At 52.7% G+C, this 16571-nt stretch carries 18 protein-coding genes and 1 tRNA gene; 8 read left to right on the plus strand and 11 right to left on the minus strand.

Translation table 11 applies throughout. The features are described 5' to 3' along the window. Positions 1 to 90 precede the first annotated feature (90 nt). Both FJ146_08600 and FJ146_08605 read left to right on the plus strand, forming a co-directional pair. Positions 91 to 2022, plus strand: a complete 1932-nt coding sequence (locus FJ146_08600; protein MBM4252016.1) for a hypothetical protein — start codon at positions 91 to 93, stop codon at positions 2020 to 2022. Between the two features lie 12 nt (positions 2023 to 2034). Continuing rightward, positions 2035 to 3096, plus strand: coding sequence for a HEAT repeat domain-containing protein (locus tag FJ146_08605; protein MBM4252017.1), 1062 nt, complete (start codon positions 2035 to 2037; stop codon positions 3094 to 3096). Between the two features lie 682 nt (positions 3097 to 3778). On the opposite strand, the gene FJ146_08610 is transcribed toward FJ146_08605, so the two are convergent. Continuing rightward, positions 3779 to 4108 carry a hypothetical protein gene (locus tag FJ146_08610; GenBank protein MBM4252018.1) on the minus strand — a complete coding sequence of 110 codons (330 nt, stop codon included), beginning with the start codon at positions 4106 to 4108 and terminating at the stop codon, positions 3779 to 3781. 136 nt (positions 4109 to 4244) lie between these two features. Here FJ146_08610 and FJ146_08615 point away from each other — a divergent pair, with 136 nt between their 5' ends. The 5 genes from FJ146_08615 to FJ146_08635 all read left to right on the plus strand — a co-directional run bounded on the left by FJ146_08615 (position 4245) and on the right by FJ146_08635 (position 7290). Continuing rightward, positions 4245 to 5114: a DUF2330 domain-containing protein gene (locus tag FJ146_08615; GenBank protein MBM4252019.1), complete on the plus strand. Its 870-nt coding sequence runs from the start codon at positions 4245 to 4247 to the stop codon at positions 5112 to 5114. Between the two features lie 20 nt (positions 5115 to 5134). Beyond that, positions 5135 to 5632, plus strand: a complete 498-nt coding sequence (locus FJ146_08620) for a GreA/GreB family elongation factor (GenBank protein ID MBM4252020.1) — start codon at positions 5135 to 5137, stop codon at positions 5630 to 5632. Between the two features lie 287 nt (positions 5633 to 5919). After that, positions 5920 to 6549 carry an HdeD family acid-resistance protein gene (locus FJ146_08625; GenBank protein MBM4252021.1) on the plus strand — a complete coding sequence of 210 codons (630 nt, stop codon included), beginning with the start codon at positions 5920 to 5922 and terminating at the stop codon, positions 6547 to 6549. A gap of 245 nt (positions 6550 to 6794) precedes the next feature. Next, a complete protein-coding gene (locus FJ146_08630; GenBank protein ID MBM4252022.1) occupies positions 6795 to 7034 on the plus strand; it encodes a DUF4160 domain-containing protein in 240 nt (79 codons plus the stop codon). Beyond that, positions 6988 to 7290, plus strand: a complete 303-nt coding sequence (locus FJ146_08635; GenBank protein MBM4252023.1) for a DUF2442 domain-containing protein — start codon at positions 6988 to 6990, stop codon at positions 7288 to 7290. Before FJ146_08630 ends, FJ146_08635 begins: the two co-directional genes overlap by 47 nt. A gap of 261 nt (positions 7291 to 7551) precedes the next feature. Here FJ146_08635 and FJ146_08640 read toward each other — a convergent pair whose 3' ends face one another. The 3 genes from FJ146_08640 to FJ146_08650 form a co-directional block, all read right to left on the minus strand. Beyond that, positions 7552 to 7755 carry a helix-turn-helix transcriptional regulator gene (locus FJ146_08640; GenBank protein ID MBM4252024.1) on the minus strand — a complete coding sequence of 68 codons (204 nt, stop codon included), beginning with the start codon at positions 7753 to 7755 and terminating at the stop codon, positions 7552 to 7554. Between the two features lie 257 nt (positions 7756 to 8012). Then, complete coding sequence (locus FJ146_08645) at positions 8013 to 8405, minus strand: PIN domain nuclease (GenBank protein ID MBM4252025.1); 393 nt, start codon at positions 8403 to 8405, stop codon at positions 8013 to 8015. Continuing rightward, positions 8406 to 8627: a type II toxin-antitoxin system VapB family antitoxin gene (locus FJ146_08650; protein ID MBM4252026.1), complete on the minus strand. Its 222-nt coding sequence runs from the start codon at positions 8625 to 8627 to the stop codon at positions 8406 to 8408. It lies immediately after the preceding gene. A gap of 36 nt (positions 8628 to 8663) precedes the next feature. Here FJ146_08650 and FJ146_08655 point away from each other — a divergent pair, with 36 nt between their 5' ends. Further along, positions 8664 to 9209, plus strand: a complete 546-nt coding sequence (locus FJ146_08655; GenBank protein MBM4252027.1) for a hypothetical protein — start codon at positions 8664 to 8666, stop codon at positions 9207 to 9209. A gap of 617 nt (positions 9210 to 9826) precedes the next feature. Here the strand turns inward: FJ146_08655 and FJ146_08660 are convergent. The 7 genes from FJ146_08660 to FJ146_08690 form a co-directional block, all read right to left on the minus strand. After that, entirely contained in the window at positions 9827 to 10339 is a 513-nt protein-coding gene (locus FJ146_08660) for a hypothetical protein (protein MBM4252028.1), read from the minus strand. Between the two features lie 7 nt (positions 10340 to 10346). Continuing rightward, the gene (locus FJ146_08665) at positions 10347 to 10796 is read right to left on the minus strand and encodes a hypothetical protein (protein MBM4252029.1); all 450 of its coding nucleotides are present in this window, start codon (positions 10794 to 10796) and stop codon (positions 10347 to 10349) included. Next, entirely contained in the window at positions 10708 to 13056 is a 2349-nt protein-coding gene (locus tag FJ146_08670) for a 2OG-Fe(II) oxygenase (protein ID MBM4252030.1), read from the minus strand. Before FJ146_08670 ends, FJ146_08665 begins: the two co-directional genes overlap by 89 nt. 148 nt (positions 13057 to 13204) lie before the next feature. Beyond that, entirely contained in the window at positions 13205 to 13783 is a 579-nt protein-coding gene (locus FJ146_08675; GenBank protein ID MBM4252031.1) for a hypothetical protein, read from the minus strand. A gap of 382 nt (positions 13784 to 14165) precedes the next feature. Next, positions 14166 to 14241, minus strand: a tRNA-Pro gene (locus tag FJ146_08680). A 30-nt stretch (positions 14242 to 14271) separates the two neighbouring features. After that, positions 14272 to 15297 (minus strand): L-threonine 3-dehydrogenase, encoded by a 1026-nt coding sequence (locus tag FJ146_08685; protein MBM4252032.1) that lies wholly within the window; start codon positions 15295 to 15297, stop codon positions 14272 to 14274. A 71-nt stretch (positions 15298 to 15368) separates the two neighbouring features. After that, positions 15369 to 16556 (minus strand): glycine C-acetyltransferase, encoded by a 1188-nt coding sequence (locus FJ146_08690; GenBank protein ID MBM4252033.1) that lies wholly within the window; start codon positions 16554 to 16556, stop codon positions 15369 to 15371. Positions 16557 to 16571: the final 15 nt, after the last annotated feature.

The raw sequence follows: 16571 nt of genomic DNA on the forward strand, positions 1-16571 counted from the left end.
AACACTGGGCAAAAAATTAAGACCCAGCAACAATGTGAATTCAAATTCCGAACAGAATTAGGTGGAGAAAACCAGAACAAGGATCCGAGGATGATTTGGTTTTCAATTATCTCAATTTTACTTACGGGCTGTAAATCGGGAGACAATTCCAACGTCTCTGCTGTTTTTTCCACGCCATCGCCAATTTGGGCCGGCACGAGTCTTGAAGATCAAAGTGAAGAAGAGGGAGACTTCGGATACGACCTAGCCAAGGAAAATTTCGACTTTAGCCGGTACAAGAAGAGCTGGTTTGACATCAGTTGTCAATTTAAACCAACGAGTGACACGCCCTGGTTCCATGTGGTTAACAAGAATGGATCTTTAGTCCCGCCAGCAGCTCATAACAGATATTGTGACAATACAGTTTTTCAGACGGAGAGGGATGCAATCGAGCAGTATCTTCTGATTGGATACACACCGAGGGTTACAGGATCACGAGATCAATCTGGAATAAAGAAAAACTTCGCTGTAATGCTTCATGGTTCGATGCGACAAAACATCGGAGATAATGCAAATCAGCAAATTTCTACAAAATTCAAAGTCGATGGGTATATTTTTGACCACAGAGTTTCGGGCATCATTGGTAGCCTAGCAAAAGGCAGAGGTTTAGTAGGGATCGATAAATTATGTGCCTACATTAACAAGGCTGGCCAAGCAGTTGCCGAGGCACAGACGATAAACGAAGTCTTGGATGGCTACGTGAAAAATGGTGGCAACACTACGGCAATGTCTGGTGCAGGATTTTGGGACCATTTCAGGCAATTGAACATTGAGGGATTCAGAAATCAGATCGTTCCTTTGTGTCGCTTTGAAAAAGGTGAGGCCTTTGATATTCAGGCATCGGTGTCAAATTTCGGTCCCGATTTATTTGATTCTAGAAGTATCGGTAATCTGAAAGTGTATTCCTTTGGACGAGGACTCTACAGCGGTGGACTCAAGGTTTCCCAAAATCGAGTGAAGACAAGTTTAAAGGCTTGTCGCTACGTGAACTTCTCTCCAGAGCTTCAAGTCGAGAACGAGGTAGTTCCGGCTATCGGAGCCATGGGTGGGGTTCGTCTTGGATCGTCAGGAAAGGTTTGTTTTGATAGCTATCTACAAACGGAGTTACCTAGGGTTTTAGGATCCACAAACGATTGCGGTGGAAAAGGTAGTGCCAATTGTCTTCCTGATCATGCCACCTCGTTGATTGCGTCCCCTGATGTCAATGTGAGCATATCAGCATCTGTTGAAGGCGGAGTTGGACTCGGCTCCGTCGTCGGTGCCAAGTCCACTTTGGGAGGCAGTCTTGAGCTAGTTGATTTCGAGCAGTCAGCGTCGGCTTCAATGCGTTACACGAGGTCAAGTGATGATCAAAAATGGATCATCACTAGCGTTGACTATGAGCATGCTCTGCACGCATTGCGGGGAAACCTCTCCTTTTCAATATCAGCGGGTTTAGATGACAGGCTTGATATTATCTACGATTCTATTGTTGGCATCATTAGACAATTCGATCGATTTTCAAAAATGGCTGATACTTTTGGACAATTCAAAAAAAAGTACCTCCGCAAGGATTGGCATTATCCTTTGGTGCAATTTCCAAAGTCACTAAGCTGGAAGGCATACGCACATACAAATCCTACGGTGTTGGTCGAGGAGCCAAACGCAAGGGAAGGCTTTACACAGATAAAGGATGGGTGCAGCTGCTACCGAAGTCTTGCGGATCTTGTAGAATCGCGACGGGTGCTCATTCACACAATCGAATGTTTGGCAGATCACGCTGATAACGTGGAAAAAAGTAGGTCTCTAGCTACCGAAAAGTCAGCTCATTCGAAACTTTTCGGTGATCTGGATAATTTTTGCAACAGCAAGCTCGAAGACCAAAGGTGCGAAGGCCTGGCACTTTTTCAAAATAGAAAAAATAAGCTTTTCTATGAAAGCTCCACTAGAAAAAAGTGTGACCCCGGAGATCTACCAAAATTGTTCGAAGATTCCGTTGAGTAGGGAGGGTGCGCATTGCGTTACATGTTTTTTATAGTTTTGACGTCCGTGCTGATGCTGGTCAGTGAGAGCACCGCCGACTACTCAATAAATTTTACTATGCCTTTTGAAAGAGGCAGCGATTTCAAACAGGATGATGGTGTGGGCCCACCGTTTGTGCCCTTGGTTGGGCGAGTTTCCGAGATTTTGACTGCACTCAATAAACTACCTCCCGAGCATCGGCAAAGGGGAAAAAATAGCTTTTTTTCAAGACTAATTCGAGAATTTCAAAAGAATCCCTCGCGTATCATTGAGGCTAAAAGTGAGCTGATGGGGCGCGATCCAAAAAGCCCCTTTTTTGAAGACGACATAACCTTAGTGATCAGCGCGATGGGTGATCAAAGTAGCCCGCTGGCACAGGAAGCGTTGTGTGCCATTATGATTGAGGCATCCCTTGAGCAAGAGATCATGATTTTTCAAAGCGTCATAAGCATGGGCAGCCACACTGCACCGTCCTCTCTTGCACTTGACGCACTTGCAGCCGTGGTGGATCGCGTGGAGCTCCTGCCAGAGTCTAAGTCTGCCGCTCTGATGGCTCTGGGATCTGTAGCTCGAAATTTAGGCCCAGTGCAAACGGCGGGAGTAGTTAAGCGTCTCCTTGCAATGTCATATGCGGGTGATGAAACACTGGTACAGTCGCTGGCAGCAATGGCAAATCACGGCGATTCCCGATATTTCGAGCGCGTAAAGGACGTTCTTTTTTCGAATGTCGAGGTATCAGTGCTAAAAGAGGTAGCCCGAACCATAGGACACTTGAATCACCCAGAAGCAGAGGAAGTTCTCTTAAGTTTACTGGATCAAGATCCAGACGAGAGCGTTGCCGCTTCTGCTATCGAAGCTCTGGGCCAAGGCACCCCAAGCTATAGAGTGGTCAAACAGCTTGGTGTCCACTACAACCGTGCGACTAGCGTATATTTAAAAGAGTCCGTGATCAATGTATTGGCAAAGGCCGGAGATGAAGAGTCAAAGTTAATTCTGCGCCAATTGGCAAACTTTGAATCAAACGAGCATCTGAAGGCGCTGGCGCAGAGCTATTAATAAGTAAATTATCCCAGTAACGCGCATTGCAAAGGCACCATTTTTGCTTGGCCGGTGCGTTCGATAAACAACCGCGGTAGTTGACCGACAAGTTCGGCGTGCTCGCGAAACTGATACTTAGTAAAGTGGTTTGCGTCGATCAGCTTTGCTGACGCTGCGGCCATATCGAGCAAGTGGTCAAGCGGCCGTCGGGATTGACTGGGGCACCGCCAACTTTGTGACCATCGTTGGTGACGACTACGCCCAGTATCTCATCGCTAATCCGCGTCACTTAAAAAAAGTACGACTGCCAGCTCAAAATTGACCGGGACGTGAATGCTGCACGTGTGATCTTGAATTATGCTTTGACAGGCTTTGTCACGGGACGGGAACCGTCCTCAGGTGTGGAGGGCGAGGTTACCCGCCCGTTGAAGCACGAAACTCTGACCATATCGGAGCGCTCTTGTCAGAGAGCGTGAGGATTGGTCGGGATAGTTCATGGAGAGCCTCACTCTAGGGTGCAGACTTCATCATGAGGGCGCTAGGGCGATTTGAAGATGCGCCTCAGAAGTTTCGCCCAGCGGTGGTTTTTGACCTTCTTTTTGTCGACGGTTTCACGGTTGAAGCCCTGACGGGCCTTCGGACCCGGCACAATCAGATTGCGCCACTTGCTGTGCGGCGAGATGACGCCGGTGTCGAGCGTTTAGTGCGCGCGGGGAGGAGGCACCATCGCACAGAGTTTTTGAGTGAGCTCCATGGGCGACAACAGGATTGCCCGCGTACCATCCGAGAAGACGCGCTTCATGGTGTAAACAAGGTCACCGTGGTCGTTGACGCTGAGCCGGTCGGTGGCGAGGGGTGGCCGGGTCATGTAGGCGACGAGTTCTTCGAGGTGCCGCCGGTTCGTGGCGCTGACGAATGCGCCGGCCTGGAGGTTGAAGCCGTTGATGGTGGCACACTTGGTGCCTTTGACAAGCGGCGTCTCCTCCTCGAACCCGAACCCCTTGCCTGAGATAGCGTTATTGTGCCACATGACATGGCTTGTCTGACGTTGGTCACCCGTGTCAACTAACTTGCATTTAATTGCAGATTGACCAAGAATGAAATACCAGTGAGCAAAGTCCGAGCTCAGGGCAGGAAACTATTACGAATTCCATTTAGAACTCTGAATGAGGCTCATGTTATACCCGCACCTAATCTCTGCTTTTATAATGATTTTCTTCGCCAAGAGTAGCTTTGCTTGTTTGCATTATGCTCAGACTTACAAGGACTCGGTGAAAGAAGGAACACAGTCAGTCTTTCTTTATCACGACGGAACAAATGCCCACGTGATCCTTCAAACTGAGGTCAAAGCCGGCAAGAAGCTGCCGCGTGTGCTTGCTTGGGTGCTTCCTTTTCCATCTGTCCCATCACGCTATCAAGAACGAGAGGAACATTTTTTTGAGCAGCTCCAACAACTCTTTCCGCCTGATCGCTCCGGTGGCTTGTCGCGCTCGCCAAAAGGCAAGTCTATGGATAGAACAATTAAAGTCCATGACATGCAAAGAGTCGGCAACTATCAGATCGAACCCATCGAGATTCTCGCTGAGGGAGCCGGTGAGCCCTTTCAAGCGTGGCTCAAGCGAAATGGCTTCCAAGGCATGCCTGATGAGTTGCAAAAGATCTACCTTAGGAAAGGAGATGTTTTCTTGGCTATCAAAGCATCGCTGGACGGCCCTGAAGCTCGGCTTAAACCTCTACAGGTCACTTATCGCGCCTCACAGTTGAGCTATCCTATTCGCTTCACCCACCACGAACGTAGCTTTGATCTCGAAATTTACTGGTTGCTCCATAAAATGCCCAAGACTCTGCCGGTATTTCCCTACCTGGAGTTACGAGGGCTCGTGTCATTTGATAAAGGTCGGTGGCCGACCCTACTCCAAAATCTCTTTATCGACAAACATCAAGCGTTCATACTGCGCTATAGAGGACGGAATCTCAATAGCGCTGAGTTCCCTTTTGCACGGCTTAACGACGATCCAAGCATTGGTGTCAATTAAACACGGCTTTTGACGCAACAATGTATTTAGTCAGTGTCATGTTGAGCGGTAATTCGCAATTATATGAACTACTATCATCCAAACTAGGGGCTGAACTAAACGCTCTTCGTATCGCCGCAGCCGCAGCACATGATGCCGCTACTCACACCGAAAACAAGCCAGAGAATAAGTACGATCCCCCCCGCGGATTGGAGGCCTCCTATCTGGCCGGGGCTCAGGAGGCGCGGGCCTCGCAACTCCAAGCCGCTTTAGACCTCGTGACCGCAATGATTCCGCGATGCTTCCAAAGTCATGACGTTGTTGGCCTGACCGCGCTAGTCAAACTAAGCACAGAACATACAACTTGCTGGTATTTTCTCATCCAGGTAGCTGGCGGCTACACGCTCCAGAGTTCCGACGAGCAGGTTCATGGGTCCATAATCACACTTACACCGCAGACTCCGCTTGGGCGGGCCTTAGTGGGCAAGCGCATAGGCGATGAGATTATGGTCCGCACTGATAAGGTTGCGAAAGAATAAGAACTTAACGAGCTTCTCTAAGCAGGGGCGCGAGATGCCGTTCTTAATGTCCTCGGATTAATCCGTGGCCAAGATTTTCATTAACTAATCTAGCGAAAATGCGCTGTCACCGCAATTCGCAGTAGAACTCTGGCTAAGTTACCTACGCAGTCAGCATCAGCAGACGCTGATTAGTGTTGCAGCGTCATTTGCCCAAAAATGGTCTGGTCAGTCCCTGGCGTACTTTTTGCTGGTGGGATTTCCTAGGAGCCATAACTGCGTCAGCGACTCGTTCAGGAGGTTAATTTATGAGAGGCAACTCAGAACGGTTGTTTGCCATTGAGTTCATCCCAGCTACCTTAGACCGCGACCACGATGCTAGCAGACGAAGCGGTCCGCTTATGATCGGTCTTGGTGCCTTATTGGTGTTGGTTGGTGCGGCCGCTTGTATTCAGTTTCCCACAGCAACCATTGCTTCGGTCTATCTTGTTGGCGCATGTATGATTGTTGGCGGCTGCATGTTTGGCATAGGTGCATTTGTCGCTCGGCGATGGAATATAGCCCTACTCGACGTGCTCGCTGCAGCCGTTTACATAGTTGTTGGCAGCTTCATACTACGTCAGCCAATTGCCGCGGCCACCGGCATCACCCTGATGCTGTCGATCATCTTCATGGTGCAAGGCGTTGTGCGCATCTTAGCGGCAATCGCTATGCTGCCAAGCCACTGGCCGTGGTTGCTCATTAGCGGTATTGCGACGTTTGCATTGGGTGGGATGATCATGTTGGGCTGGCCAGCATCCGGCCTCTGGGTTCTTGGCACACTTATCGGCATAGATATCCTGGTTAGCGGCATAACAATGATCGCCTTGGGTGCTGCAGCAATGCGCGCAGCCGGGCGTCATATCGGCAGCAAACCTAGTATGCCGCGGCCGATTTAAAGTTTACTTAAGCTATAATCTTGAGCTAACGCCATTGCATCAAGCGGTCATGGTCCGTGATCAATGACACAAGGGCCCTATGACTCAAAGAAGGTCTCCACACTGGGTTGGTGATCAGGTGAGAGCCAGTTTTCGCCGGCTTAGCTGTCAAAAGTAGGGGCTACTTAGAGATCAAATAATTGCATGGTGGGTAGCCATCAAGTATTATGTGTTGATTGCTGTATGTCAAATGAGAGTAGGCGGTTATGAGCCCGACAGTTTTTACACATGGCTCTTATCGATTCTTCTTCTTCTCGCGTGAGGAGCCGCGTTTGCATGTCCACGTGTCCTCGCCAAGTGGCGAAGCAAAGTTTTGGATAGAGCCGATCATCGCCCTCGCGTCAGCGCATGGATTAACTAAGCGTCAAGTTGGGTTGTTACAAAAACTGGTGGAACAGCATGAAAAAGAAATCCGGACGGCTTGGATCACGCACTTCAAAGCCTGAAGTATCGGCCGTCACCAAACATGGTATTTGGCTGTTAGTAGACAAAGTAGAGTACTTTGCTCCTTTTGCCGATTACCCTTGGTTTCAAACCGCGCCAGCTAAAGCGATTTTCTATGTTGAAACACCGCATAAGGGCCATTTGAGATGGCCGGACCTAGATGTTGACCTGCATGTTGAATCTTTAACTCAACCGCATGCCTATCCACTCCTTGCCAAGGCTGCCCCATTGCGTCCCAAGCGTAAAAGGTCGGCTTGATTTCCCATAATTAGTAGCCCACTAAGGGCCGCGGCATTCCTAGGCGACAGCTTTTTCCATCATGGGTTTATAATTAAATAAATTTTGGTGGAGGCGACGGGAGTCGAATACAGCAATAGCATTTTTCGCATCAAGCTAAGACTCAAGATAAATCACGGAATTCACGAACCAAAGTTTTAGAGTCAATCTACCGTTTTCTGCCGGCATTTGGGGTCGATTTCGAACCTTCTGCGTACGCCAAGCGTATACAAAATTTTCTGCTTACCGGCTCCACTCAGATGCGATTTCGGTCTCCGGCAGACCAAGCGCATTAGCGATTTTATACATTGTCACATGCCTAGGCATCGAGGCTGAATTAAGCAGGCGACTGAGCGAGGGCTGCGGCGTTACCACCTTTCTGGCGACTTTGCTAACACCACCGTGGCGGTCAATCATATCGTTCAGACGTTTCCTCGGGCTCTTCACCCAAAAGCTCCATTAAGCCAACGATGGCGTCGTCCTGACGTGCGAGATTCACCACTTCTATCAACTTCAGGGCTAGATCGGGGTTATGGGGGTGGCAGGTTGGCACTGGTAAGGGGTGTGGGGGTATTGTGGCAATAAAGGGGGTGAATGTCCTACCATTGGCTTTCAGCCAATCAAAAACGGACAGAGACTGGCGATGCAAACGTGTCTCGTAAATCGACTAAGAGATATGCCGTACCAAGGCATCGGATGGAAGGTCACCATGGATATTCCGTCACATGTAGATCCGTGAAACTTGCGATTGCCGAAAAATCACGGTCCAAATGCCATACAGGTAGCTTTTCCTCTAAAGCCAACGCGGCTATCAAACAGTCGACCGACGATCTAATGGTCAAACCTCGTCTCCGCCCCGCCCGGTAGATGTCTGCGGCCTTAAGATAATGATCAATAGTCACCACCGCAGGACTGCACGGTAACGCCAAAATGGAAGATCTCATCTGCTCATAGGATGAGCCCGTAGGAAGCCCTTGAATTAGCTCCTGCACGATGGGAGGTGCTACGGCAAGTTGAAATAGCTGCTCAACCTCGAGATGAAAACGAGGTTTTTTGCTAAACAGATTGATCCATATCGATGTGTCGACCAAATACATTTAGGCGCGTCGCTTCTTGGTCTTTGATTGATCTTCCCGCATTGCAGGGAGACTGCCATCCCAAGCGCCTGTGCCGAAGAATTCAGCTAAGCGTCGAATTTTAAGTAACTGAATCGTCTGAGCCAACGCTTGATTGACTGCATCTGACTGGGTACTGGCTCCCAAGAGACGTTTAGCCTCGGTCAGGAGCTTTTCATCAATAACAAGGTTAGTGCGCTTCATGACGGTGTAACTCCATACACACAAGGTGTAACAAATATGTGTATGATATGTCAATGTCTCTATGCGCAATTGGTTGCGCCTGAGGCAGTCGAATGGCGTGGTCTTGGAACGGTCTACAATAACGGTCAGCATGTGGCAGTAGCCCTGACCCAGCGTGATGGCTACAACTCACTTTTCAGTACGCTACTCTGCACCAGCAATTGCTCCGTAGCCTCCTCCTGGCATTTGGTCAGTAGCGCCCATCCTGCGAATAGCCGCATCGCTGCACCAGCCATCAGCTCTACCGGCACGATCTCCATCGCAGGAGGCGGCAACGGCATTCCAACCTTTGTCAGAACCTACTCCGCCAACTGCATCACCGACCAATCGTGGGAGCAATTGCAAATAGCCAGCGGGCAGAATAACTCCAGTGCGCAGACTATCGTTCACACCTCATCAGGCACCCACGTGGCACAGGTCTTAAGTGGCTACCCGTCCAGCCTGTTCAGCACCCAGAAGGTGTTTAAGTTGTACCTCAATGTCCAATACCTTGGACCACAGGTGTTTATTTTTCTCTGCATTGGCGCCTTTAAACATCAATGACCTCACTTGTTGGTTGGAGCCTCTAGACGAGCAAGCGAGACGATTGATTCGAGGATGATCCTTAAGCACTCATGGCATCATCCCAAGACCCGCCGACCCAAAGGGTCGACGGAGTGAGGAGGCTCACGATCACAGGGGACGACGACAACCAACCTTGCGAGTACTACGAGGGCCTCCCTCCAGACTACGACGAAAATATGCGTTTGACTGGATCAAAATTTCCATTCGCAACATCCGTTCTGAAAAGTCATTGCTTAGGGAAATTCGTGGATTTTCTGTGACACTAACATCTCCGAGGCGCACCGGTCCGAAGGCCGTATCAGAGGTCATCATAAGCGGACTGAACCTCATCCTCAGGTGAACCCCGGGCCTCTGCGAAACTTTGCTCGAGGTCGCCCTGGGTCATGGATCGCGGCGCGGATGTCCATCTCAGTGCCGCACTTGGGACAGGTGCCGCCGTCGATCTAGAAGATGCGCCCCAGGAGTTTCGCGCGGCGGTGGTTTTTGACCTTCTTTTTGTCGACGGTTTCAGGGTTGAAGCCCTTACGGGCCTTCGGACCCGGCACAATCAGATTGCGCCACTTGCTGTGCGGCGAGATGACGCCGGTGTCGAGCGTTTAGTGCGCGCGGGGAGGAGGCACCATCGCACAGAGTTTTTGACTGAGCTCCATGGGCGACAACAGGATTGCCCGTGTACCATCCGAGAAGACGCGCTTCATGGTGTAAACAAGGTCACCGTGGTCGTTGACGCTGAGCCGGTCGGTGGCGAGGGGTGACCGGGTCATGTAGGCGACGAGTTCTTCGAAGTGCCGCCGATTCGTGGCGCTGACGAATGCGCCGGCCTGGAGGTTGAAGCCGTTGATGGTGGCACACTTGGTGCCTTTGACAAGCGGCGTCTCCTCCTCGAACCCGAACCCCTTGCCAATCTTGCGGACGAAGTGCCCGGCGCGGGGGCCGAGCGCGATCTTGCTCTGGACTCCGGCGCCAAAGTCCGCGGTCATGGCGGCGTTGTCCTGGAACATCTCGTCAGCGTCCGGGCGCATGACAAACTCCGCGTCGCTATCCAAGTAGCCGTGACGGCGCAGGAGTTTGACGGTGCGCTTGGCGATCTTGTCCACGACGCTCGCCAAATCCGCGTCACTGGGACCGGCGAGCGCGTGGAGGCGCGGCGCGACGCCCTCTGTCGCCGGCGTCCGGTAAACGCCCTCGAAACGGGAACGTCAACACCCACTGTCGATACGGCGCATGTGGCAGCACATGGTCAACAAGGTGCTTGACCGACTCGGCCATCCGCTTACCGAAACAGCTGGGACAAAAGCACCCCGGACAGAATGCCAGAACGAAGCCGTACTGCAGAATGCCGCATGTGAGAAAGCCGCGCAGCTCCTTGGCCACTCGCTCCGGTACGGGACGGCCTTCGGCTTCGAGAGATGGGCTTGTGCGGCTGCCGAGCTGTCCGGGACTCCTAGGAGCGGCGGTCGAAGGTGAGTTGAACACCCTACCATCCAGACCGAAAAGCTTCCTCACGGTCCCGCAACCAAACCAGACACTCCTTTTGTCGCTCACGCTGCACCTGATCCCGCGCAAACAGCGCCTCCTGCTTCGTCAGCACCAGTTTGTGCGGACTACCCATGTGAATCGTTGTATGAGTCACTGGCAGCAGATGGCGATCAATGATGCCATGGATGTGAAAGCGACGTTCTTTGGACAGCGGCCATTCAAATCTGACGCGGGTGCTGGCCCGAAGAAACGAGGCCAACTCCTTGCACAGGTCGCACGAGCACCCCTTCGGGGGCTGAATGGACCAATTATCGGGGTTACGCACTGGGGTGTTTATCGCCATTTCGAGCTGCCCGATCACATGCTCGTAGAATCGCTGCAATCCGAGGTCCCGCGCCCCAATTGGCCGACTGGCCTCCAAGCAACTTGCCAGCAGGTCTGCAGCCAACTCTGGCGCTAGCGCCTGATCGGGACTCGTCAGTATGGCGATCAGTTCGTCGCGCACATTGCTTGCGCCTGTTACCGCCGCGGCAACAAAGTGTGACGCAAGGTCGTCCAAGTACCTCTTAGTCATAGTTTTATCGCTAAATGGCGCGGCAGATTTAAGTTTGCCAGCGTGACGACGCCGGAATTTTTCCGCTTCATGCTTAACGAGCCAACGTATCAACGTCGCTCCGTGGGGTCTACTAGCAACCAACGCCTGAGCGAGCGCAGGAAACTTGGGAAGCCACTGGGGCGCATCTAAACGCGTGTCTTTTTCCCAGGCGATGAATAGGCGCTTACCCCATTCAAAGCCATAGCACTCGATCAAGTCAACGGCGATCGGGACGACTTTGTCGTCGAGTCGCTCCGGTCCAAACGGTGCCAGCAAACCGAATGCCGTATCGGAAGTCATCGCGACAGCGACCGAGAAAACGCCATGAACGAATCCAGCAGTGGTTTCCCGATCTGCTACAGCCTCCCAAAACGGCAACAGGTCTTTTGCCTTGGATCTCGCGTCCTCCAAATTGCCGGCCTTGATCAGAGATCTCAGCTCCTTGATCGCCCAGGATGGCGTTGCCTTGGCGCGGATCACGAAGTTCCGCTCACGGGGCCACATGATGACCGCGGCGCGATGGTACCAACGATCTACAGTGTTGCCGTAGTTGCCCATGTAGCCTTCGTGCTCGGACTTGAAAGGGTCCAGCTCGTCCGAAGCCCGCGTGAAGCATATTTCAGCATTGGTCGGCTCAACGGACATTCCCGTGGCCGCATTCCCCTTAAGGTCGACGAAATGGCGAAGTTCAACGTCCGAGGCAACTAGGTCGATGAGTTCGTAATCATCGGCCTTGCCGCTGGAAGGTTCATCATGCGTCTCGTCATCTTCGTCGTATCGCCAGCGGCTGTAACGCCGCCGCCGGTAACCGTAGGTGAGTTCATCTTCTTCGCAGGACCAGCATTCGTGAACATCGGCGAGCGCTAGGTACATCTCGCAATCAAGACTCTCGGCAACGTGAGCCAAAGCTTCCACCCGCGAACGATCGATGTTCTTCAGCTGGGCGAACTTAAGGCCCCTCTGCGTGTACTCGTGATCGAGCAGATAGACGAGACGGTCGTGGTTCTGCCGCGGGGGCCTTGAACAGGGTGTCGCAACTGGCGTCGAGAAATATTCTTTAACAGCCCCAACAAGGCGCTGCGACCGTACAGGTTGATGTCCGTGCCTGAGTCCGTCCCCACTCTTAAAAACCAGATGATAGGTCAGCGTCACCCGGTACCCCGATTTGACCGGTTTCACCTCGTGATTGCAGTCGGCGTAAAACGCGTAGACCGCGCAGTCTTTGGGTCCTCGCTTGCGTCCGCGGAAAATTCTGCTCTCCTCATGATGCTGAACTGTGAGACTCCCACCTTCGTGCTGACAGGGCAGTTCTACGATGAGCGATCCGACCATGTCGTCGGACCTCTCGGAGTCCTGGTGTGGCGCAAAGAATTGGCCGGGCCCGTAAACGAGCAGCTTGTCGAGAACCGCATCAAGTGAGCCATCATCGGGAAGGCCGAGGTCACTTTGGATTCTCGCTAGCATCGGCTCAAGATCGCCTCGCCAAGCTCGTTCCTCGATCTTGATCAGCTCGGGAGCAATCTCCGAGGTGTCGCGTACACGCTTGTCTTGCAGGGTCTGGTTGCGACGACCAAACGGCGCTGGCCTACCAACGGTGCATAGCTTTCGAGCTGTGGCCGCTGAGATCGGGAACTGGATCGGACCGACACCCTGAACATCGATGTGTAATCCGGCCGATCCACACACCAGGTCGGTCGCGAATGACCCTCTACCCTTGATGGCCGCAAGCGCTGCAGTGATTTCATTCAGCATCTAGACACCTCCAACCGCACCTCGAGCGGAAACTCTTCGGGGGTTGAGTTGATGTGGGTCTTGCTGACTCTGAGCCGCATCAGAACATCCTCCGTGACCCGCGATTCTTCCCAGATCACGCTGTGGTCGTCAAGCGGTCGGGCCGCAGCTACGGATGGCCACCGCCTCGGACATATCGGCCGCGCGAGTCTCTTTGTCCTGAATGATAGTCCTCAAGCTGCTGGAGTTCTTCGGGGCTAAGCGGCGAGGGTTCCACCACTTGGGACGGCGCCTTGACTAAGATGGTAGACGACACCTTGGTCCATAGTTTCACCATTAGGTTGACGGCCTGGGTCAGCGGCGTGACCACTTCTTCGGGCATCTCTGGCTTCTTCTCTGCAACAAGCGTCTGCACCAACCCCATAGCTTCGACCAGAGTTTCAACATCAATCTGCATGGCAGTCTGGCCATGCTTCCAGTTGCGCAGCGCCTTGATGAGGGTTTCGAGCTGATCTTTTCGCAAAAGCGCCATCTGCATGGAGCCAAATTTAGGGTCCTGAAAGATCCGTACTAAGTTGGGTGACTTTTGCCAAGCTTCGGCCACCTGCTCAACATTCTCGGTACGGGTGACCGACCAGCGGGCCGGTTCGTACTGGAATTCTGGCAGGCTTAAGGGCGTCAAAGGCCGCTCGCTCTTGGTAAGCAGGCCAGGGTTGGTGGCTGGTTTGGTAAGGGATTGACTGGTCATAGCGGGTCTCCCAAGTGAGTAAGCCTCATCTCGGATATCGGCATATTTTCAGAGAAAATTTAGCGCATTTCTCTGAAAATAGCACAAATTTCCTCGAAATCTTGCTTTGCCGGGACCCACTGCCGCTCTCCGCAATCTACCTAAAACCATTCATTCAGGCTATTGAATGGGCATATGTAGGTATGGATTTGGCTAGCTGTATTCAGCCCCCGTGAACTTGAGAACTTGGCCTTAGCATCGCGATATTGTGGCCGGGAATTGGCAGGGAAAAGCTGAAATTTCGTGAAACACCAGTTAGGGGACCTTAGAGCAGGCTCATTGTTTTCAAACCCTTAACTCAATTACCATTCTCACTTTCCCCACGCAGAGGACAGATGAAGAATGGTCGGGGTGACAAGATTCGAACTTGCGACCTCGTCGTCCCGAACGACGCGCGCTACCAACTGCGCTACACCCCGCCAAATGAGGCTCCCACTATGGCAGAAACCTCAGGCCCAATCAAGTATCACTTTCGCGGCAGCTCCCTGATTTAGGACGGCAAATCCCTTTTCGTAGTCGTCGACTGAGAACCGGTGGGTGATCACTTGGCTAATGTCGAGGCCGCTTTGCAGCATACTCGCCATTTTGTACCAGGTGTCGTACATCTCACGGCCGTAAATACCTTTAAGTATTAGACCTTTGAAGATAACCAGGTTCCAGTCGATAGCGACTTCGCCGGGGAAGATACCCAGGATGGCGACACGGCCACCGTTGTTCATCGACTGCAGCATGTCTTGAAAGGCAACGGCATTGCCCGACATCTCGAGCCCAACATCAAAGCCTTCCGTCATACCTAATTCGCGCATGACGTCCTTCAGCGATTCCGTCTTGGCATTGACGACGCGTGTGGCACCGGCCTTGCGAGCTAGATCGAGTCGGTATTCATTTACGTCGGTGATGACAACGTGCCGGGCTCCTACATGCTTGGCTATCGCCACACCCATGATACCAATGGGCCCAGCGCCGGTGATCAGCACGTCTTCGCCCACGAGATCAAACGACAGAGCTGTATGCACAGCATTGCCGTAAGGATCGAAGATCGAGGCGATCTCGTCGGGAATGTTGCTGGCGATCTTGAAAGCGTTGCTCGCAGGAATCGCTAGGTACTCGGCAAAAGCGCCGTCGCGATTGACGCCGACTCCGATCGTATTACGACAAAGATGGCGCCGCCCAGCCCGACAGTTACGGCAACGATCACAAGTGATGTGACCCTCGCCAGACACGCGATCGCCGACCTTAAAGCCGGTCACCGCGTTGCCGACCTCGGCCACATGCCCAAAAAACTCGTGGCCCGCCGTCATCGGCACAGGGATCGTACGCTGCGCCCAAGCGTCCCAGTTATAGATGTGCAGGTCTGTCCCGCAGATGGCGGTTTTTTTGATTTTGATCAGAAGATCGTTAGGCCCAATGGGTGGCACTGGGACCTGGCGCATCGTGAGTCCTTTAGCACGTTCGGCCTTTACGAGAGCCTTCATCATCTTGGCGGTGCCTGGCGCGTTGGTCATGAATTCCCCCATCGTCGATCACACTGTGACCGCACGTATACTTAGCTGATGATTCCCTGCTCACGTCCCACTTTGGCAAAGGCCTCGACGGCTCGCACCAAATCCTCGTGGCTGTGTGCCGCCGACATTTGCGTACGAATACGCGCCTTGCCCTTCGGTACCACGGGGAACGAGAAGCTAATCACGTAGACACCCTCGGCCAGTAAACCCTCGGCCAAAGCCTTGGCCTTAACGGCATCGCCAATCATGATCGGAATGATTGGGTGCTCACCAGGCAGGAGTTGATACCCAAGCTTGGTCATCGCACTGCGAAAGTATTTACTGTTGGCATTCAAGCGCGTCCTGAGATCATCAGCCGTGCGGATGAGTTCCAGCGCGTAAATCGAGGCCGATGCTATCGATGGGGCCAGTGTGTTTGAAAATAGATATGGTCGCGACCTCTGCCTTAGGTAGTCGACAATCTCTTTGCTTGCGGCCGTGTAACCACCCGAGGCCCCACCTAAAGCTTTGCCCAGCGTGCCCGTGATGATATCGACCTCGCCAAAAACACCGCAGTGTTCGGCAGTGCCGCGCCCGTGTTTGCCGACAAAACCAACGGCGTGAGAATCATCGACCACGGTAAGAGCGCCGTAGCGTTTGGCTAGTGCGACCACCCCCTTAAGATCGGCTATCGAACCATCCATGGAGAATACGCCGTCGGTCACCACCATACGAAAGCGGCAGCCGGCGGCTTCGCGCAGCTTTTCCTCAAGATCATGGAGGTCGCAGTTGCGGTATCGCCAACGCTTCGCCTTACTTAGGCGAATGCCGTCGATTATACTCGCGTGGTTCAGCTCATCGCTGATGATCGCGTCTTCCTCCCCCATCAGCGTCTCAAATAACCCGCCGTTGGCATCAAAACACGACGAGTACAAGATCGCATCCTCGGTGCCGACAAAGTTGGCGACGAGCGTCTCGAGATCTTTATGCACAGACTGCGTGCCGCAGATAAAGCGGACTGAGGCCAGACCGTAACCGAAGGACTCTAGGCCCTGCTCTGCCGCTTGAACCAGACGGGGATCGCCGGCCAGTCCCAGGTAGTTGTTAGCACAAAGGTTCAAAACCTGACGGCCACCGGTGGTCACCACCGCGCCCTGCGGCGATGTGATCACGCGCTCGCTCTTATAGAGACCTTGATGCTTCAGCTGCGCCAGCTCGTGGCGCAGATGGTCACGAAACATATCGTTCATGGCTAACCGTCCTAC

Source organism: Deltaproteobacteria bacterium, assembly GCA_016874735.1.
Taxonomy (GTDB): Bacteria; Bdellovibrionota_B; Oligoflexia; order Oligoflexales; family CAIYRB01; genus CAIYRB01.